19 protein-coding genes and 2 pseudogenes are annotated in these 19,713 nt (G+C 45.1%); 15 read left to right on the plus strand and 6 right to left on the minus strand.

Annotated features, from left to right (window positions below; all coding sequences use genetic code 11):
* From QT973_RS21245 to QT973_RS21295, 11 genes and pseudogenes are all read left to right on the plus strand, one after another.
* Window positions 1-865, plus strand: a pseudogene (locus QT973_RS21245) (DUF5331 domain-containing protein); the annotation flags it as partial.
* A 284-nt stretch (window positions 866-1,149) separates the two neighbouring features.
* Window positions 1,150-1,362, plus strand: coding sequence for a hypothetical protein (locus QT973_RS21250; RefSeq protein ID WP_333211970.1), 213 nt, complete (start codon window positions 1,150-1,152; stop codon window positions 1,360-1,362).
* Entirely contained in the window at window positions 1,343-2,752 is a 1,410-nt protein-coding gene (locus QT973_RS21255; RefSeq protein ID WP_199292772.1) for a ferredoxin:protochlorophyllide reductase (ATP-dependent) subunit N, read from the plus strand. The genes QT973_RS21250 and QT973_RS21255 overlap by 20 nt, the downstream gene beginning before the upstream one ends.
* Window positions 2,753-2,836: 84 nt before the next feature.
* Complete coding sequence (locus QT973_RS21260) at window positions 2,837-3,106, plus strand: type II toxin-antitoxin system HicA family toxin (protein ID WP_333056573.1); 270 nt, start codon at window positions 2,837-2,839, stop codon at window positions 3,104-3,106.
* Window positions 3,090-3,443, plus strand: coding sequence for a type II toxin-antitoxin system HicB family antitoxin (locus tag QT973_RS21265; protein ID WP_333264137.1), 354 nt, complete (start codon window positions 3,090-3,092; stop codon window positions 3,441-3,443). The genes QT973_RS21260 and QT973_RS21265 overlap by 17 nt, the downstream gene beginning before the upstream one ends.
* A gap of 300 nt (window positions 3,444-3,743) precedes the next feature.
* Complete coding sequence (locus tag QT973_RS21270; RefSeq protein WP_333056575.1) at window positions 3,744-4,799, plus strand: hypothetical protein; 1,056 nt, start codon at window positions 3,744-3,746, stop codon at window positions 4,797-4,799.
* Between the two features lie 748 nt (window positions 4,800-5,547).
* Complete coding sequence (locus QT973_RS21275) at window positions 5,548-6,216, plus strand: DUF3318 domain-containing protein (protein ID WP_333056576.1); 669 nt, start codon at window positions 5,548-5,550, stop codon at window positions 6,214-6,216.
* 397 nt (window positions 6,217-6,613) lie between these two features.
* Complete coding sequence (locus QT973_RS21280; protein ID WP_333056577.1) at window positions 6,614-7,612, plus strand: sugar transferase; 999 nt, start codon at window positions 6,614-6,616, stop codon at window positions 7,610-7,612.
* A 546-nt stretch (window positions 7,613-8,158) separates the two neighbouring features.
* Complete coding sequence (locus QT973_RS21285) at window positions 8,159-8,596, plus strand: ATP-binding protein (protein ID WP_333056578.1); 438 nt, start codon at window positions 8,159-8,161, stop codon at window positions 8,594-8,596.
* Between the two features lie 161 nt (window positions 8,597-8,757).
* Window positions 8,758-10,026, plus strand: a complete 1,269-nt coding sequence (locus QT973_RS21290) for a WcaI family glycosyltransferase (protein ID WP_333056580.1) — start codon at window positions 8,758-8,760, stop codon at window positions 10,024-10,026.
* Window positions 10,027-10,595: 569 nt separating this feature from the next.
* Window positions 10,596-10,814 carry an ISAzo13-like element transposase-related protein gene (locus QT973_RS21295; protein ID WP_333392115.1) on the plus strand — a complete coding sequence of 73 codons (219 nt, stop codon included), beginning with the start codon at window positions 10,596-10,598 and terminating at the stop codon, window positions 10,812-10,814.
* A 1,050-nt stretch (window positions 10,815-11,864) separates the two neighbouring features.
* On the opposite strand, the gene QT973_RS21300 is transcribed toward QT973_RS21295, so the two are convergent.
* On the minus strand, window positions 11,865-12,350 hold the full coding sequence (locus tag QT973_RS21300) for a VOC family protein (protein WP_333392117.1): 486 nt from the start codon (window positions 12,348-12,350) through the stop codon (window positions 11,865-11,867).
* 565 nt (window positions 12,351-12,915) lie between these two features.
* Here QT973_RS21300 and topA point away from each other — a divergent pair.
* The gene (gene topA, locus QT973_RS21305) at window positions 12,916-15,642 is read left to right on the plus strand and encodes a type I DNA topoisomerase (RefSeq protein ID WP_333392119.1); all 2,727 of its coding nucleotides are present in this window, start codon (window positions 12,916-12,918) and stop codon (window positions 15,640-15,642) included.
* Window positions 15,643-15,823: 181 nt separating this feature from the next.
* Here topA and QT973_RS21310 read toward each other — a convergent pair whose 3' ends face one another.
* From QT973_RS21310 to QT973_RS21320, 3 genes are all read right to left on the minus strand, one after another.
* Complete coding sequence (locus QT973_RS21310; protein ID WP_333056587.1) at window positions 15,824-16,171, minus strand: DUF5615 family PIN-like protein; 348 nt, start codon at window positions 16,169-16,171, stop codon at window positions 15,824-15,826.
* 4 nt (window positions 16,172-16,175) lie between these two features.
* Complete coding sequence (locus QT973_RS21315; protein ID WP_333056588.1) at window positions 16,176-16,535, minus strand: DUF433 domain-containing protein; 360 nt, start codon at window positions 16,533-16,535, stop codon at window positions 16,176-16,178.
* Between the two features lie 62 nt (window positions 16,536-16,597).
* On the minus strand, window positions 16,598-16,732 hold the full coding sequence (locus QT973_RS21320) for a hypothetical protein (protein ID WP_333056589.1): 135 nt from the start codon (window positions 16,730-16,732) through the stop codon (window positions 16,598-16,600).
* Between the two features lie 71 nt (window positions 16,733-16,803).
* Here QT973_RS21320 and QT973_RS21325 point away from each other — a divergent pair, with 71 nt between their 5' ends.
* Window positions 16,804-17,049, plus strand: a complete 246-nt coding sequence (locus QT973_RS21325; RefSeq protein WP_333233963.1) for a hypothetical protein — start codon at window positions 16,804-16,806, stop codon at window positions 17,047-17,049.
* Window positions 17,050-17,061: 12 nt separating this feature from the next.
* On the opposite strand, the gene QT973_RS21330 is transcribed toward QT973_RS21325, so the two are convergent.
* Both QT973_RS21330 and QT973_RS21335 read right to left on the minus strand, forming a co-directional pair.
* Window positions 17,062-17,490, minus strand: a complete 429-nt coding sequence (locus QT973_RS21330; protein WP_333056593.1) for an HNH endonuclease signature motif containing protein — start codon at window positions 17,488-17,490, stop codon at window positions 17,062-17,064.
* A 5-nt stretch (window positions 17,491-17,495) separates the two neighbouring features.
* Entirely contained in the window at window positions 17,496-17,867 is a 372-nt protein-coding gene (locus tag QT973_RS21335) for a hypothetical protein (RefSeq protein WP_333056595.1), read from the minus strand.
* 519 nt (window positions 17,868-18,386) lie between these two features.
* Between QT973_RS21335 and QT973_RS21340 the strand changes: the two genes are divergently transcribed.
* Both QT973_RS21340 and QT973_RS21345 read left to right on the plus strand, forming a co-directional pair.
* Complete coding sequence (locus tag QT973_RS21340; RefSeq protein WP_333056597.1) at window positions 18,387-18,635, plus strand: hypothetical protein; 249 nt, start codon at window positions 18,387-18,389, stop codon at window positions 18,633-18,635.
* A 536-nt stretch (window positions 18,636-19,171) separates the two neighbouring features.
* Window positions 19,172-19,713 (plus strand): annotated as a pseudogene (locus QT973_RS21345) (AAA family ATPase); the annotation flags it as partial.

Genomic DNA, 19,713 nt, shown 5'->3' on the forward strand with positions numbered 1-19,713 from the left:
CGATGACGAGGAAGAAGCAGTCTCCGACTTCGACATGGGCGATGACGAGGAAGAAGCAGTCTCCGACTTCGACATGGGCGATGACGAGGAAGAAGCAGTCTCCGACTTCGACATGGACGATGACGAGGAAGAAGCGGTCTCCGACTTCGACATGGACGATGACGAGGAAGAAGCGGTCTCCGACTTCGACATGGACGACGATGAGGAAGAAGCCTCGGCTTTGGACGGTCTCGGTCTAGAAGACGATGAGGAAGACGCCGTATCTGACTTTGATATGGGCGAAGATGAGGAAGACGCCGTATCTGACTTTGATATGGGCGACGATGAGGAAGACGCCGTATCTGACTTTGATATGGGCGATGACGAGGAAGATGAAGCCTTGGCTTTGGGCGGTCTCGACCTCGGCGATGATGACGAGGAAGATGAAGCCTCGGCTTTGGGCGGTCTCGACCTCGGCGATGACGAGGAAGATGAAGCCTCGGCTTTGGGCGGTCTCGACCTCGGCGATGACGAGGAAGATGAAGCCTCACAATTTGGGACTTTGACCTCTGGAGATCTCGAATCGGGGATTTCCGATCCGTTTGGGGAAGAAGATGCAGAGTTTGTCGCCGAAGAAATACCCGATCCTTTTGGGACAGCGACCTCAGATGACCTAGACATGGATCTGGGCGACTTGGACGATGACGGTATTGACGATTTCTCTGTATCTGATGACGATGACCTCGACGATCTCGGACTCGACGATCTGGGGGAAGCAACTACCGGAGATCCAGATGAAGATGATTTAGATGCTCTAGATCTCGGTGATTTGGATTCCGACGATGAAGATGAAGAAATTTCCGGCTTTTTATCTGATTTTAAGTGAGGTTGTTGCGATCGCCCGCGTCTCTTCTAGTCTTGAAGTTTCCCGCTCTATTTGTGAGTTGTGAGTTGCGAGTTGTTAATTTTTAATTAGCTCCAACTCACAACTGCCAAAAGGCTTTTGGCCTTAGCGAATTGAAGTAAACTAAATCCCTGCTGTGAGGGATTGTATGCCCTCGCGCAGAATTTTTTAGCCAGAATTTTGGATGCTGCGGCTGCTGCGGAAATATTGAGTGGGCTGCATCTATTTTTTACAGGAATTAGCCCAAAAATAGGTATTTCTATTTATTGTTCGCTGTGGGTCGCGATCGCACAAAAGAGGTATTTTATCGCCGCTGGCTTGTTCGCGTTCGAGAGGAAAAACAACCTATTCCTCTGGTGGGCGATCGCACCGAGACGATCGCAAAATCCAGGTGTTTCCTCGCTCCGCCGCAATTCCTGTTCGAGACGAAAAACAATTTAAAGGGAGAAGATTTGAGATATGACTGCTATTACTACTAATGAACCGGAAGCTTTAAACTTTGAATGCGAAACAGGCAATTATCACACTTTTTGTCCGATTAGCTGCGTAGCTTGGCTTTATCAAAAAATTGAAGATAGTTTTTTCTTGGTCATCGGTACTAAGACTTGCGGCTATTTCTTGCAAAACGCCATGGGCGTGATGATTTTTGCTGAGCCTCGCTATGCGATGGCTGAGTTGGAAGAAGGGGATATTTCCGCTCAATTAAACGATTATGATGAGTTGAAGCGGCTGTGCTTGCAAATTAAGCGCGATCGTAACCCCAGTGTAATTGTTTGGATCGGCACTTGCACCACCGAAATCATCAAAATGGATTTGGAAGGCTTGGCGCCCAAACTCGAAGCAGAAATTGGCATTCCCATCGTCACAGCGCGCGCTAACGGCTTGGATTACGCTTTTACTCAAGGGGAAGATACCGTTTTAGCGGCGATGGCTGCTAAATGCCCTGAGAAAGCGCCCGTGATGGAATCTCAGAAACAAGAAAGAAATGCTATCTCTCAACTGCTGAATTTCGGCAAGAAAAAAGAGGAAGTTGCAGCAGATGAATCGGAATATGTCAAGCACACGCCGCTGGTACTTTTCGGTTCTTTGCCCGACCCGGTTGTTACTCAGCTAACTCTAGAATTGAAGAAGCAAGGAATCAAAGTTTCCGGTTGGCTTCCTTCCAAGCGCTACACTGAATTGCCAGTCTTGGAAGAAGGTTATTATGTATCTGGCATGAATCCGTTCTTGTCGCGTACTGCTTCTACGTTGATGCGCCGCCGCAAGTGTAAGCTAATTGGTGCCCCATTCCCGATCGGCCCTGACGGAACTCGCGCTTGGATTGAAAAGATTTGCTCAGTGTTGGGAATTGAACCAAAAGGTTTGGACGAACGGGAAGCGCAAATCTGGGCGGGTTTGGAAGATTACCTGCAAATAATTCGTGGCAAATCTGTCTTCTTTATGGGAGACAATTTGTTAGAGATTTCTTTAGCACGTTTCTTGATTCGCTGCGGCATGACTTGCCCGGAAATCGGCATTCCTTATATGGACAAGCGCTATCAAGCGGCCGAGTTGGCGTTGTTAGAAAAGACTTGTCACGAGATGGGAGTTCCTACTCCTCGGATTGTGGAGAAACCAGACAATTACAATCAGTTGCAGCGGATTTACGAGCAGAATATTGACTTGGTGATTACTGGTATGGCTCACGCTAATCCTTTGGAAGCGCGGGGGATTAATACTAAGTGGTCTGTTGAGTTTACTTTTGCTCAAATTCACGGCTTTGGTAATGCGCGGGATATTTTGGAGTTGGTGACTCGTCCGTTGCGCCGGAATAATTCACTGAAGGATTTGGGTTGGGGTAATTTGGTGAAGAATGAAGCGAAGGTTTAATTTTTGAATTACATCTGATTCCTAGCGAGGGTGGGCAATGCCCGCCCTTATTTATTAGAATAGTATAAGCATCCATAAAAATTCATGGGCAAGTTAGGAAAACTGGTAGAACAATTTTTAGCAAATCCACCAGAAGTGCGGTTTGACGATGTGTGCTATATCCTAACTGCTTTTGGGTTTGAAGAAAAGGGATCGAAAGGAAGTCACCATTCTTTCCGAAATGCCGATGGATTAAAGATTACAGTCCCTAAAAAGGGCGGTCAGAAGGTAAAAGGAGTCTACGTTAAGCAAATTGTGGCATTATTGAAGTTAGAGGAATGGAGCGATGAATCAGAAGATGAAAGTCAAGCTTAAATCCCTAGATTATTACTTGAGCCTGAAATATCCTATCAATTTTTATCCAGAATCAGAAGGTTATACAGCTATAATAAAAGACCTTCCTGGCTGTATGTCTCAGGGTGAAACCTTGTCCGAAGCGATGGAGAATATTCAGGAAGCTAGGGAATTGTGGATAGAGACTGCTTATGAGTGCGGCGATGAGATTCCTTTACCTGCAACCGAGGTTGAGTATAGTGGAAGTCTATCTTTACAGATTCCTAAATCTCTACATTTGAGTTTAGCAGAAAAAGCGGAAAAGGAAGGAGTTAGTCTTGACCAGTACATTCTGCTTGTGTTAAGTAAAGCAGGCTAAAATATAATCAGATAAGGATTATCAAGTTTGAGGCACGCTTCAAGGGCGATTCCCTGCGGGATAGCTTCGCTTCACGCTTTTTTATTTTTTTATGAACCGCTAATGCAGGCAGATTAACAAAGATTAACGCGGATGAAGAGTGCGATCGTACTTTTGAATCCATCCCCTGTGGGGTAGTTTCGCTCGCGCGCACTTTTCCCCTGCCTTTCCAGAATCCCAGGCTACACGCCCGCAACACGATCGCAAGTACGATCGCCTATAATCGAAACTAGCCCAACTCTCATCAGTTGAGAAACCGCCATGAGTCAAGACAAGGAAGAAATTAGCTATTCAGAGAAAACAGAACGTCTCAGAGTTATCGGTCAGTTTATCAAAACTGTGACACCGATGATTTGGACGATCGTAATTCTAGTAGTCATCATTCCCCTATTCGGTAACTTTCTAATTTCCCAGTCACTAACAAATACCGGAACCACAGCAGTTGTAGTCTCGCCGCCACACGATTTCAGCAAAGTCAACCAAGACATAAAAAACGCCATCCAAAAATCCCATATAACAGCCGAAACTTTCGCCTCAAAAGAGTTGGACAAATGGGAAACTGAAGTAATCGCGCGGGTTGACAATAGTTTCCTCGATTGGTACTTTGATTACTTCACTCAAAAAAAGATGGAGTTTACCGTACCTTTTAACTTCGTGAAATCTGCCGTACTCAACAGATTTGATATGACAGCAGCATCTCGTGCTGTTTCCGAAAAATTAACCGAAGACTTTCAAAGAGAATTTGCTAACCGCGTGCTGGTACCCAAAAACGCTCAACTGCGATTTCAATTAATCACTCAAGATACTGCTAATTTGTATATATCAGAAGTTAGCAAAAATGTGAAAGTAGTTCAAAATAATTATAATATACCGCAAGTACAATGGGACAAATATCTGAACGATATTGCCACCACAATTAGCGACAAAGGAAACGTCTCGAATTTATCATTAAAAGTATTAGTTGGCGGCAGCGGCTACTTAATTGCTAAACCCTTAATTTTGGGAGTTGCAACTAAAGTTGGCAGCAAAGTTACGGCAAAAGTTGCCAGCAAAGCCGCCGCCAAAATGGCAACAAAAACAGGCGGTACAGTTGCTAGTCAGTTGGGAGTAAGTTTAATAGATCCGATTGTCGGCATCGGAATTATCATTTGGGACTTGTGGGATTACAATCACACAGTCAAAGTAGAAAGACCGATTTTGCGGGAACACATTGTAGAATACTTGAAAGATGTCAAAAAGTCCCTCCTCACAAATCCTGAAAGCGGAATCATGGCAGCAATTTATCAGTTGGAAAGCGGTATTTTGAAGTCACTTTAATCATTGAAATCCCGTCTGAATGATGTGTGTAAATCCCCGAAAAGTGGTAATTCCACTACAAGAAGGAAAGGGGGTAGACCATTAGTTAGTGCTAGCAGCGCGCGAGCCGACTCGCTACATGAGCGCGATCGAACACCCGACTGTGGGCGATCATCGCGCTCATGTAGCAAAAAAAGAGAAAAAAATGAATGTTAAATGAGGCAAAAAAAGAGAGGATGTTGGGAGAAAAAGAATAGTTGCACAACTATATTTGCCCTAAAAAGATATCCCTTAATGGACGATACAACAAGGTTTTAGACTCATCTTACACGGATTAAGTTGTCGCCATTTTTTTAAAATTAGCTGTCGATTATGACTTGTGGCATTTACAGCAGAAGAATTTAAAAGCTCGGATTGACAGGGTATAGTTCGGGGGGGAGTGCGTTTTACCGATGAAGCTCTACGGCGAGGTTTGTAGGGATTTTCTGAAGTATTTGACGGAGTTGTTTTAGTTCAAAAAGGCATAACTTCTCAGCCGGAAGTTTTGTCGGCTTGGCCGAAATTGCGGCCAGAAACCGCACTGTTGACGAAATAGCCGAAAGCCAAGGATCGAGTCGGCAGTTGCGATCGCCCCCTTAAACTAGAATCAAGTAAAATTGCAAGTATTGGTCGATCGACCCCTCCTTACTCGACTATATTTGGATTCAAGGTTTGCTATACTCCAGAAATATACACATATTAACCTTTGGAAAATCAATAGGCCGGAGCTATGACATCCTATGCAACCTCTACAGCAAGAGCCGAGATGAGTGAGATCCGGCGCTTGAAAAACATACTGCCCCCAGAACTCCAAAGTTGGGTAACAGTAGAAAAAACAATAGAAGTTAATCCTACCCTGATCCGCAGCGAAGAAATAGGCAAAGACCAGGTAGAAATCCAAATAGACCTGATCCGCTGGGAACAGCTAGCAATGGATCAGCGGAACCTCCTATTTTGGCACGAAGTCGCCAGAATCCAAAACGACACCATTCCCAGAGACGGTTGGGAAATGGCAGCCCTCGCCATTGGTTTAGGCGGCGCTGTCGGCGAACTTTGGGTGCAAGACGGCTTGCTGCTGTTACTAGCCCTATCCCTGTGCGGCGTCTCCGGCTGGAGACTTTACCAAAAAAACAACGGAGAGAAAAGTTTAAAAGAAGCAATAGACGCCGACGAAAAAGCCCTCGCCCTAGCCACCCGCTTCGGCTACACTCTCCCAAACGCCTACAAAAGCCTCGGCAGCGCCTTAAAAACCTTAATCGAACAAACCTCCAAAAAACAGCAGCGGGCTAAATACGAAGCTCGTCTCCAGGCCCTCAAACGCAACGCAGCCAAAGCCAAAGCCAAAGTCAAACCCATCACCCGCGAAACCTCTCAGTCAGAAAACGTCTACAATTCTTAAGCTCATCCCCCCGACGCTTGTTACGGGGGTTTTCCAGTTAACCGTTAACTGTTGACTTCTGTGTTAGCTGTTAACTGTTAACTGCGATGGCTATCCGGTGCAAGACACGCACCAAAATGATTAACGACAAGATTAATCGGCCTGAATCCACAAAAATCTTGATTCCGATGTCAAAGTTTGGCCTCGACGATGTTCAAAAATCTTTAGGCCAAAACTGGCACTGGTAGACTTAAGTCTATTTTTGCCTTTGATATCATTCTCGGTGGGCGAGTTGGCAGGCATTTTTGTAAAGTTTGTATAAAGCTAGCCTTTTGTTAACCATAATATTTGGTAAAGGTGGAGCTGCTAGGACAGAATAGGCTAAAGACATCAGCTTGAAATTTGAAACCAGGACTTCATGGTCAGTCAAACCCCAGAGGCAGATTTTCGGGTAACGTACTCGGACGAGATTCCCTCAGTTCACATACCCGTGCGCTTGAGCGTACTTGAAGCCGTAAACTTCAAGACAACCTGTCAGCAACTTTTTTCGGGCAGCACCGTTCCCAGCAAGATTGTCCTAGACTTCAGTCAGACGACATTCATCGACAGTAGCGGGATAGGTGCTTTAGTCAGCAATCTGAAATTTGCCAAACAGCGAGAGAGTGACTTGGTGCTCCGAAGCCTCAAGCCGCAGGTGATGGCAGTATTTGCTCTCACCAGCCTAGATCAAGTGCTGACGATCGAGCAGCCCTCTCCAACCTCAACTCCCACAGAGACCAAGCCCTCGGACAATCAGCTACCGATGACCCACCCTTCAGTGCAATCGTGGGTGAAGCGGCTGATAGATATCGTTGGGGCAATCGTCGGTTTGATAATTACAGGAATTTTGCTCGTACCCATAGCTGCCGCCATCACTATCAACGATCCAGGCCCGATATTTTTCGGTCAAACCCGCTGTGGCTGGATGGGCAGACAATTTCGGATTTGGAAATTTCGATCGATGTGTACCAACGCCGAAGCTATGAAAGCCCAAATCAAAAACCAGGCTTCTGGCGCATTTTTCAAAAATGACAACGACCCGCGGATTACTAAAGTCGGGCGCATCTTACGCAAAACCAGCCTCGATGAACTGCCGCAGTTTTGGAACGTGCTCAAAGGCGAAATGAGTCTAGTCGGCACCAGACCGCCTACCCCAGACGAAGTTGAGCGCTACGAAGTCCCTCAGTGGCAGCGTTTGGATGTCAAACCCGGGATGACAGGGGAATGGCAAGTCAACGGTCGCTCTCAAGTCCGCGATTTTGAAGATGTCATCCGTTTAGATTTAAAATACCAACAAAACTGGAGCTTGATGTATGACTTGAAACTAATTGTTAAAACTGTAACAGTCCTGTTTAACAAAAATAGTGGCGCTGTGTAGGAACCCTCAACAACCCACCGCTGAACTTTGAGGTGGTGTTGCCGACGGGGGGCGGGAACTCGAACTCGATACTTAGTCAAGCAGACGATCGCTAGCGATACCTACGTTAGCATTAAGTGTTAAAATTCACACGCCCAGAAAATGCACAGCTAGTTGCCAGCTCTGCAATCAGAGCATTAATAATTAGCAATTGACGAGTTCGAGTCATACTCGAATGATCCCAGCATGATTTTCGAGGACGAGAAGAACTCACCTGTGTTTAGAAAAGTAGCGACTGCTAACACAGTCGAAGCTTAAATCACTGCCTCCCAAGCTGACTCGGAAATTTTCCCTATTTAAACGCCCTACCGAGGCGGGTTACAGTATCGGAAGTCTCTCATTTGCTGTGCGAGTAAATGGTGCGAAAGGAATGCTCACCTTGAGGCAAAACGGGCTTCTTCAACTCAAGCTTGACTTAACTAATATGTTGCCAAGACCTTGCCCTCCTTTTTCTCTCCCTCCGGCGCTGAGTACAGCGGTGGTGGGGGCCGACCTGGGGGAAGAAAGATGAAAGACAAGCAACCAAAGGCCGAGTGGCACCTGCAGGTTGAAACAGACCTGAATGCTTTAACATCCGTTTTGGAATGGTTGGAGAATATCGTTTTGCCCATGATACCAGCGGATTTTTGGTGGCAGTGCCGACTGATAATCAACGAAGGCTTTACAAACGCTGTCCGCCACGCTCACCAGAACTTGCCCTCCACAACGCCCATAGACATTGAGGTAAAAGTGTTTGCCGATTACTTAGAAATTAGGATTTGGGACAGGGGTCAACCCTTCAACTTAGAAGCAAAGCTGCACTCGATTATGCAAGAGCAGCGCGATCCTTTGGACAGAGAAGGAGAAAGGGGACTGGTGTTCATGTACAAGCTCACAGACGACCTTCGGTATATCCGTACCGACGATCGCCGCAACTGCCTGGTAATGCGAAAAAACATTAGCTGAGGGCGCGATACCCGCCCGGTAAGGGCGGCTTCTTTCGCAAGCAGTGGAAGATCCCCTCGCTCCCTATTGTCCTACCCGGAACCCAACCACATCGTCTGCAATTGTGCGGGTGCAGGCTCGATGCACGCGACTGGAGGACAATTTGCTTCAAAATAAATATTATGCGTATTCTAATTTATTCCTATAACTACTATCCAGAGCCGATCGGCATTGCCCCCCTGATGACAGAACTAGCGCAAGGCTTAGTCAAGCGCGGCCACCAAGTCCGAGTCGTCACAGGAATGCCCAACTATCCGCAGCGGCGGATTTATCCGCAATATGAGGGCAAATTTTACCTCACCGAAGAACACAACGGCGTCACAATTCAGCGCAGCTATCTGCGCGTCAACGGCCCCCACCCCAGCCTCCTAGACCGACTTGTGCTAGACGGCAGTTTTGTAGTCTCCAGCGCCGTCCAAGCCTTCAGAGGCTGGCGTCCCGACGTGATTTTCTCGACAATGCCCCCTTTACCGATTTGCGTCCCAGTCGCCTTTTACGGCTGGATTCGCGCTTGCCCGATCGTCCTCAACGTTCAGGATATCGTCTCAGAAGCAGCCGTGCGCGTCGGCTTGGTCAAAAAAAACGGACTGCTAGTTGGCATTGCTGACGCCTTAGAAAAATTTGCCTACAACACAGCCAGCCAAGTCAGCGTCATCGACAGCGGTTTTGTCAAAAAATTGCACTCTCAGGGAGTACCCCCGGAAAAAATAGTTTGCGTTCCCAATTGGGTTGATGTCAATTTCATTCGGCCCTTACCCAAGGAAAGTAACTCATTTCGAGAAACTCACAAACTCAAGGGCAAATTTGTCGTTCTCTATGCTGGCAATATTGCCCTAACTCAAGGCTTGCAAACAGTTGTCCAAGCAGCGGCTCGTTTGAAACACATAACCGAAATTGCTTTTGTAATTGTGGGGGAATCAACAGCACTGGCGCGCTTGCAACAAGATTGCGAAACTTACAAAGCTAATAATGTAATGTTGCTACCATTTGAACCGCGAGAAAAATTGCCGGAATTGTTAGCTGCTGCTGATGTTAGTTTAGTCGTACAAAAGCGTCGCGTTACTAACTTCAATATGCCTTCAAAAATTCAAGTAATTCTCGCCAGTGGTCGGGCAATTTTGGCGTCGGTTCCCGAAACTGGTACGGCCCAGAAAGCAGTGCAGCAAAGCGGTGGCGGGGTGGTGGTAGCGCCGGAAGATCCGCAGGCTTTGGCTGATGCAGTTGAAGATTTGTACTTGCACCCCGCTAAGGTGGATGCGTTGGGCGAGCAAGGCAGAAGTTATGCTGTAGAGAATTACGGATTTGAGGAAGCTTTGAATCATTATGAAGCTTTATTTGCGGCGGTGGCAGCGAGTCATGGTGAGAAAATATTGGAGCCTTTGCCGAAATGATCGCTAGGGGCGATCGCTCCGGTAAATGAAATCGATCCAGTTGACAAGATAAAATTAGTAAGATGGGTGTAGAATAGCAACTTAGGAATGAAAAATCAATAAATTGATGAGTTATCGGTTATAATGAATATAATAAAAAAAGTGTGAGATTACAATTTTCACTCCTAGACAGATAGACTCACAACAGATTTTTCTACTTAACTATTCTAATTAACTTTTAAACTCATGTTTTATTTAATTAAATTGACTCATAAATGATAAAATTTTATAAATCATTATCAGAAAAGGATAAAATAAGGTATGCAGCTTTCTTAAACTCAAAAATTAGGGTGGGGTGGAATTAGCTATGTAATGCAACTTGTGGGATGCAGTCGAAATACCCTCATCAAGGGATTGGAAGATTTAGAAAAAATGGACGAACCGACACTCAATAGTTCCAGGATCAGAAAGAAAGGAGGGGGAAGAAAAAGTATTCTGTCTACTCAAATAGGCATTGATGCAGCCTTTTTATAACTTTTAAAAAATTCACAGCCGGATACCCGATGAATGAATGAATCAAAGAAACTAATTTGACGCATAAAGAAATAGCTTCTGGATTACGGGCGGCAGGTTTTACCATTAGTCTCCCCTTAGTTGCCAAACTATTAAAAAAGCATGGGTATGTGAAACGAAAAGCTCAAAAAAAACAAACAATAGAAATCAATCAAAATCGGGACTATCAATTTAAAAAAATTGCTAGACTTCATGCAGAGTATAGAGAAGCCAGCAATCCTATCCAACCGTTTTGATACCAAAAAGAAAGAAATTTCAAGAATTTTGTATCGTCTGAGAACTCTCTATACAAAGGAACCTGTCACTACTTTCGCTCATGATTTTTGGAGTTTAGGTCACGGCAAAGTAATTCCCCAGGGAATTTATGATTGTTAATAAAATCGAGGATAGATAACATTAATAAATAGTAAATATACCAGTTAATTAGCCTGTGACTCTTTAAAAAACTGGTAGGAAAATTATGGTAAAGCTACCTAAGCTGTGGAGCATTTAAACCAGTAACGAGGCTTGTATGGTGCGTCAATAGATTTTAGATTTTAGATGAAAGAATTGACCCCACGTATAAATGCGGGGGGGTGAGGGTTTTCGATTTGAGATGCTTTCGATTGATTCCACGGATAAATCACGTGGCGGGTACCATAAAAAAATTCGTTGTCAGGAGTGAACACTTACGCGCTTATGCGGGAAACACTTCTGTAATGACGCACCTGGAGCGTTAATGGTTTAAATGCTCCACAGCTTAGGAATGAGAATTAAATAACTACCACTCTTGAAAGTGGGATGGGCGTCCCGCCCGTCCTTTTTGGACGGGCGGGACGCCCATCCCACAATAACAATTAAAATTGTAAGTTATTTAATTCCCGATCCTTACGTCTAAATACAATCAAGAAATAATATCGATTTTTTACTCATATTGCCAAGGATTGTAAAGGAGTAATTATTACTATTCAATAATTAGTAAAAGCTGTCGTGTAAAAAAATAAAAATGGAATATCTGCTGTAGAGGTAAATATTTTTAATAAATTAGATCAAAATGGTCGAAAGGCGGCTGATGATTTGTCAAATACAATGCAAATTATTTTCGAGTAATATTGGTCAAAATGGAATTATCGAGCCGTTCCCCAACAGGAGTAATTCATTAAGTTATTTATTTTTCATGCCCGATCGGCAGAGTATTGATCGAGACCTTTACCAAAGGAATTTTGGAAAAGCATGGGCTCAGTCAAAACATCACTATTTTTTTCTACTGCGATACTCATCGTTTCAGATACAGCATATTCTGTGGTTCATAAAGTACATTGCCAGCTATATTGTGTGGTGTTAATCCTCCGGGTGCGGATCTGCTTCATATTTGATAAAACTTGCATATTGACGGGTATCCGCACCTTAATTGCTACAAAATTGTGTGTACTACATATACATAGAATATGCTGTAAATAAGGTGGACGATATGCCCAACTAGAAAATGCAACTATGTCCTCAGAACCTTTGGCTGGACGCAAACAGATGCCAAACGGACACGCACCATTATTCCGATTTGTCGATCGCTCCCAAAGACGAGTCCGATGAATTGGCTCAGACTTCGCCTCTTCTGGATCGTGAATCCATAACAATTCCAACATTGCGTTATGGAAAAAGAAACAGCGATTGGCTGTACCTTGTCCGTGATGAATGCGAGATCCACCCTCAACTAAACCGAAGGATGATAGGCGATTAGCTTCGGGAGCACCAATATCAGTAAGGATGAAAAGATGGTCGAATTCAAATGTCATAGCATTATTCATCGAATTGCTTGATCGCTCAAATAATTTTAACCCTCTGTGATGGCTTTCCTTCCGATCGCCGCGCTGATGCTGCACTGCGTACTGACCAAAGTCCCAAACCTCAACTCAGTCAATCTTTCCCAATCTAAAATCTAAAATCTAAAATCTAAAATCTAAAATCGATAGTCCCAAACCTCAACTCAGTAAATATTCCCCAATCTAAAATCTAAAATCTAAAATCTAAAATCGCTCGCCCCAACCTTTCCCAAGCTTCAAGTTACAACCAGATTGAGGAACCATCAGCCCGCATCCAGCAGTCTCAACATCCAGTTAGCGACAATTCTGCTAGAGTCAGGTCATCATCCCGTGCATCTTGTAGAGACGCGATTCGCAGCCTCTGCCCCCAAAGCAGTAAAATCCCATCACATTGTCACCTGCCACCCGATCGGCAGTAAGTTAAAAATTAAGGTAGTTTGAAAATAATCGCCCAAAGTTGAAAGAAACCTTGACATCTGACCTAAACTCTCTAACTTAGACCCTCTAGCTGCGCTGCCATCCATATTTAAAAGATGCCATGTCAACCTTAGTCATCGTCGAATCTCCTACCAAAGCCCGCACCATCCGCAACTTCCTGCCCTCCACCTACCGTGTAGAGGCATCGATGGGCCATGTCCGCGACCTACCATCCTCCGCCGAAGAAATACCAGAAGCCGTTAAAGGAGAAAAATGGGCGCAACTGGGCGTAAACGTGGAAGCAGACTTTGAACCCCTCTACGTCATCCCGAAAGATAAAAAGAAAATTGTTAAAGAACTCAAAGACGCCCTCAAAGACGCCACAGAACTGATTCTAGCCACTGACGAAGACCGGGAAGGCGAAAGCATTTCCTGGCATTTGCTGCAAATCCTCAAACCCAAAGTGCCCATCAAGCGGATGGTGTTTCACGAAATCACCCGCGAAGCTATCCGCGATGCTTTGACTCACTGCCGCGATATCGACAATCGAGTTGTACAAGCCCAAGAAACTCGCCGAATTCTCGACAGACTCGTCGGTTACACACTATCTCCGCTACTGTGGAAAAAAATCGCTTGGGGTTTGTCCGCCGGTAGAGTGCAGTCAGTCGCTGTACGCCTGTTGGTGCGCCGGGAACGGGAACGCCGCGCTTTCCGCCAAGGTAGTTACTGGGATTTAAAAGCGCTTTTGGAAAAGGGCAAAATTTCCTTTGATGCCAAACTCGTGACTGTCGGCAATGTAAAAGTTGCAAACGGCAGCGATTTTGATGAAAATACCGGGCAAATTATCGCAGGCCGCCGTGTACTTTTGCTGAACGAAGAACAGGCGCGGGCTTTACTCTCACGCATTCAAAACAAACCTTGGACTGTCAGCAATCTCGAAGAACGGCCAGTCACCCGCAAACCCTCGCCACCGTTTACGACCTCGACTTTGCAGCAGGAAGCTAACCGCAAACTGAGGCTGGGTGCGCGGGAAACCATGCGAATTGCCCAAAGCCTCTACGAACGCGGTTTTATCACCTATATGCGGACGGATTCGGTGCATTTGTCCGAACAGGCTTTAGAAGCGGCGCGCAGTTGCGTCCAAGAACTTTACGGCAGCGAATACCTCAGCCCCCAACCGCGCAAATACACCACGAAAAGCAAAGGCGCCCAGGAAGCCCACGAAGCTATCCGTCCCGCCGGCAGCACTTTTCGGACTCCGCAGCAAACGGGATTGGATGGGATTGATTTCCGCCTCTATGATTTGATTTGGAAGCGGACTGTGGCTTCTCAAATGGCTGATTCCCGCCAAACTCACGTCACGGTATTAACTCAGGTAGAAGATGCCGGTTTCCGTTCCAGCGGCAAACGCATTGATTTTCCAGGCTTTTTGCGCGCCTACGTGGAAGGTTCCGACGATCCGAATGCGGCGCTGGAAGACCAAGAGGTGATTTTGCCGGCGCTGAAGGTGGGGGATAAACCTAATTGTAAGGATTTAGAGGCAGTTGGCCACGAAACTCAACCTCCTGCCCGCTACACGGAAGCTTCTCTGGTGAAAATGCTGGAAAGCGAAGGTGTGGGCCGTCCGAGTACCTATGCGAGTATTATCGGTACAATTGTCGATCGGGGATATGCGAAATTAATAGCTAACGCCCTAATTCCGACATTCACCGCTTTCGCCGTCACGACTTTATTGGAAACACATTTTCCCGATTTAGTAGACACTGGTTTTACTTCCCGAATGGAACAAACCCTCGATGAAATTGCCACCGGCGAGGCGAAATGGCTGCCGTATTTGCAAAAGTTTTATACAGGGGAAACCGGACTCGCAACCCAAGTTAAAGAACAGGAAAGTCAGATTGATGCGAAAGTTGCCCGAACTGTGGTATTGGAGAATATTTCTGCTAAAGTCTGCATCGGCAAATTCGGCGCATACCTGGAATCTGAAAGCGAAGAAGGCCTGGTAAAAGCATCGATTCCGCAAGATTTGACGCCGGCAGATTTAGACCCGGAACAGGTGGAGTTTCTGTTAAAGCAAAAAATGGAAGGCCCGGAAAAATTGGGTCTTCACCCGGAAACCGGGGAACCGATTTATGTGCTGATTGGCAGTTATGGGCCATACGTTCAGTTAGGGGATGTTTCGGAAACGAACAAGAAACCGAAGCGGGCTTCTTTACCGAAGGGGACGGATAAGGATAGCGTGACGGTGGATATGGCGGTGAGTTTGTTGACTTTACCTCGGTTGTTGGGTTCTCACCCGGAGACGGGGGCGAAGGTGCAAGCTAATTTGGGGATGTACGGGCCTTATGTGGTGCATGACCAGGGTAAGGTTGGGAAGGATTATCGATCGATCAAACCGCCGGATGATGTTTTGACGATCGAGCTCGATCGGGCATTAGAGTTATTATCGCAGCCGAAAGCCGCCCGCGGCCGCAGCAAAACAGCTACACCTTTGAAGGAATTGGGCGCCCATCCAGAGTCGGGAGAATTGATCAATGTTTACGACGGCCGTTATGGGCCCTACGTCAAACACGGCGATATCAATGCTTCTTTGGCTAAGGATGAATCTGTGGAGAATTTCACCTTACAAAAAGCACTGGATTTGTTAGCAGCGAAGGAAGCAGCGGGCGGCGGAAAATCTAGCAGCAAGTCTAAGAAGTCAACTAAGACTGCGGCGGAGAAATCGGAGACTGCAACGAAGAAGACTGCGGCGAAGAAAACTACTGCTAAGAAGACGGCGACTGGGGCGAAGAAAACCACGACTAAGAAGGCTGCGACGGCGACTGCGACTAAGAAGAAGACAACGTGATTTTAGTTTAGTTTTCACTGATCGAGAAACCCGGACGGTGTAGGGGCGGTGCGACCCCTACTCCCCGTGCCGCCCGGTTTTTTTGTTGGTAAAATACTGCACAAATTTAGGTTTGTAGTAAGGACTTCAGTCCTTAAAATTCGGCTTGAGTATAGTAGGGCATAAGGTCTCTTGAATTCAATTAAGATATGGACGGCGGCCCTGAGCGATAGACACGAATCACTTTTTTCGTCAATGTCTCAGCAGTAGATATTGCATCATTAATATTAGCAGTCAGTCTAGCAATATCGTCATCTCGCGTGCAGGCAATAATACCACAGTGGTCAGGTTGCAGCTTGTGCAGTTGAAAGAAATCCCGTCGGTTGACGGTCAAAACAGCCCGATTTTCAATGATGGCAAATGCTAATACATCCTCATCCGGTAGTCCAGCATTTCCTGCTTCTTGAACAGTCAGGACATCATGCCCCAAAGACCGCAGGTTTTGCACGACTTGCCGAGGAAATTGTTCGTCTGCGTAGAGACGCGCCATAGGTTTATTTGATATTTTCAGGTGTATCTAATATTTCGTCAGCCTCATCTTGCAGTCTAATTGCTTCCTCAATTTCGTCAGGATAAGCTTCAGCATAAGCCCAAACATTTACCAAATCAGCAGCACTGAGATGGGGATAGCAGTCTAGGATAAAAGCATCGGTAGCGCCGTCATTGCGATAGCTTGCGAGCAACCAAACGGGAATGCGAGTATTGTCAATACAAGCATCGCCGCCCATCACGCCGGGAGTTTTTGTAATAGAGCGTCCCCTGTTTTTGAGACTCTGGGTTAAGATGCTGATTGCCTCAGCTTTCTCCCTTAGCGTTAAGGCCTTGAGTTGCGCTTCTAATTCTGGGATTGTCATAGAGCTTATTTGATTTATGAATTATGTATGTATTTTATATTGTAGGGCGATCGCCATATTAGTTAGGTTTCTTGCAAAACGTTGTGGATTAATTCTGCTGCTAGCTCTAGCTTATCGCGGTGAGTGAGGGCTTCCATGTCAACGGTGACTGCTGAGCGGCGCTTGGATGTGGGTGCGGCTGGGGGTGCCGCGGGCAATTGCAGAGTTTCGTAGAAATAATCGATTCATCATTCTAGGTGTTGGTGGAGGTAAGGAGGTAACAAAATTGATGGGCGATCGCCATTTTTCCCAATCCCGGACAAAAGAGCGATCGCACTTTTTTCAACATCTCGATGAAAGTGCGATCGCTCTTTTTTACATAATTTGCACTTACTCAGTATTAATTTCAGTTAAATTAGTCAGTTTGATATCATTTGCGCGATCGATCGCACCACCCACCCTATCTCTGACCTCGCGCTGGTCTAAAATCTCCTCAGTCGCCAAAAAGGCCATATGTGCGATCGACCATTTGTGACCCTCAAACCTTTTAAGGAGAAATGTCGGTTGGCGGATGCCATCCAGCACTAACCCACTGACGCCTGACAGTAACAGCAATATGATTGTTTAGCTGTAGTGCTGTTACTGTTGCGCGGTCGCAATCTGTAAGTCCAATAATTTCTGTAGCGTCTTCACTCCAAGCAAAATTTTGTGACCATTGTTGAGTGCGCGGATTAAACAACTTAACGTGCTTTTGCGTGACCCGATCGAATGCGTCTGTTTGGGTTCCTTTGTAATTATTGCACAGACTACAAGCCAGCCAGAGATTTTCTTCCTCGTCAGTACCGCCAATCGCTTTAGGAATAATATGGTCAATTTCCAATATTCCCAAAACATACATTTGTAAACTGCGACAATAACCGCACCGATTTTGAGCTTGTGCGCGAACTCTGGCTCTAACTTGTTCAGAAATTGCCATTTTGCTTATCCTTTTAATGGTTCCAGCAAGCCGCGCCGCACAGCTTCATTTAAGGCTTGAGCTTGTCGCAATAGTCGAGTTTCATATATGTGGATTAATTCCTGCAATTCAGCCAGTTCTACAGATGCGATCGTACCGGATTGTTGGCGGTCTAGCAATTCACTCAATCGTTGTTCTTGGAGTGGTTGCAGCCGGAGTTGAGTCTGAGTGATTACTTCTGAATCAGACAGTGCTGATACTGGTTTAGCGGTTGGTAAGAGAAAATTTTCCAGAGTTTCTACTAGAATCTCACTCACGGTGCGGTGGCGTTGCAGCGCTAGCAATTCTGCTTGGTGATAGACTTCATCTGGCAGATTTAGGGTAATTTGGGCGGTCATAGGTGCAAAGCTATGAAACTAATATTTATATTATGCCATATTTTACTTTGAGTATTAGACATCTGCCAAAAAGAAATGAAGCAGGATCTCGCTTGCTAAAAATACGGCGACTGCGACAAAGTAGAAAACCAAGTGAAATTAGTTTAGTTTTCACTCATCCCAGAAACCCGGTTTCTTTATTTGTAAAACACTAGACAAGATGGCAAAAATAGGTTTGTACTTCAATCCTTAAAATTCTCTTCTCTTCCTTTGTGTCATAAACGTCTGCGCGGTTCCATCGCCCCTATTTTTTTTTAGACATCTCAACTCCAACTCTTGTCAAGCCTACCTTTTGGGCTTACTTGTCACCCGTCAGCAAAATCATCCTATTTACTTATTGACAATTGCTCCTCTCTGTTAAATTGTCATGAATCGAACATATAAGGTTAAAAATTGTATCGTAAGCAACAGAAAGTACCCAATCTTTTATGTAGGGCTCTACAATGGACAAAAGAAACAAGATTAAGAGGCGCGATCGCTATGGGTATCAATGAAAATCTAGACTGGGAAGAAGCATTTGAGTACCGAGCGGGCTTAACAGTGGAGTTGAAGTCCCAGCCAGGTGTTTTCGATACGATCGCTTACTATGAAGTGATGATGGTACCGCCCATCTGGTTAGAAAATGACCCCCGTCCCCGCTATCCTCACGAACTGCGAGTGGTTTCCCACCAGCCAACTGTGTCCAATGTTTGCCGGATTTCAGAGTGCCCTGTTTTAGTCGCTTCCTAGATTTTTTCAGCGGAAAATATTGGCGATGGCATCTAGCCAGCAATCAAACCGATGCAGTGATTTTCGGATTGAGATTGCTTTAGTCTACTTTGTGGCGATCGGCTAAGTAGTCGTAGGGTGCGCCGCCATGAACAACCCCTAACGCAGCATATCGACAATCTCACAGATCCGCACTTGTGCGATCGAGAGCCGATGTAAACAAACCCAACACTTATTTTTTAGCCAAACTTTGTAAAAATGGTATTATTTTAGGGTTTCGGTAATTCCTTCCCCTATCAATAACTGGACGTTGGTCTAACATCTCCTCAGCGACCAGAAAGGCGATATGGGCGATCGACTTTCACGAAAAAACTGCGGTAATCCAAAAGTATATTGGTACAAATGGTAGAAATCCATCTTGATATTAATGAGAGTTGTTTGAGGTTTTTCCTAGGGTGACTAATTCGGTTTATTAACACAAAAGTGACAACTTTAACCATAAAAATTAAATTGGTATGTTAAGATGACACAAGCCCTTACCATACTTGATTTCAATTATGGCTGAAAAATTAATAGTTAGAAACTTTGCTGGCATCAAGGATTTAGAGATTGAAATCAAGCGAATAAATATACTTATTGGCCCTCAAGCCAGCGGTAAAAGTGTTTGCGCTAAACTCCTTTTTTATTTTAAGAACTTCGTATGGGAAATTTTATCGGTTGTAAATAATGAGCAGACAAAACGCAATCTAGATTCAAACTATTCCAAGACGTTTGAGGAATATTTTCCTCCTGATAGTTGGGGAAAACAAGATTTTTTCATCAGGTATGAAATTTCCAATTTTTTTATAGAAGTTAGTAGAAAACAGGATACCAAAGGTAGAATTTCCCTCAGCTATTCAGATTTTTTCAAGAAACAATTGGCAGACCTACGCAATTTACTCAAAAAAGCAAGAGAGGAAAGCTCTGAAATAACTTTGAGTAATAATATTAGACCTCTTGCAAAAAAGATATATGTTATAATTAGAAGTTTTAATTTTAATCGGCTAGAGCTAACTCATGATTGTAAATTGCTGACAACAAATTACAACGTAGACCATAA

The sequence above is a fragment of the Microcoleus sp. Z1_A1 genome (assembly GCF_036700305.1).
Lineage (GTDB): Bacteria > Cyanobacteriota > Cyanobacteriia > Cyanobacteriales > Microcoleaceae > Microcoleus.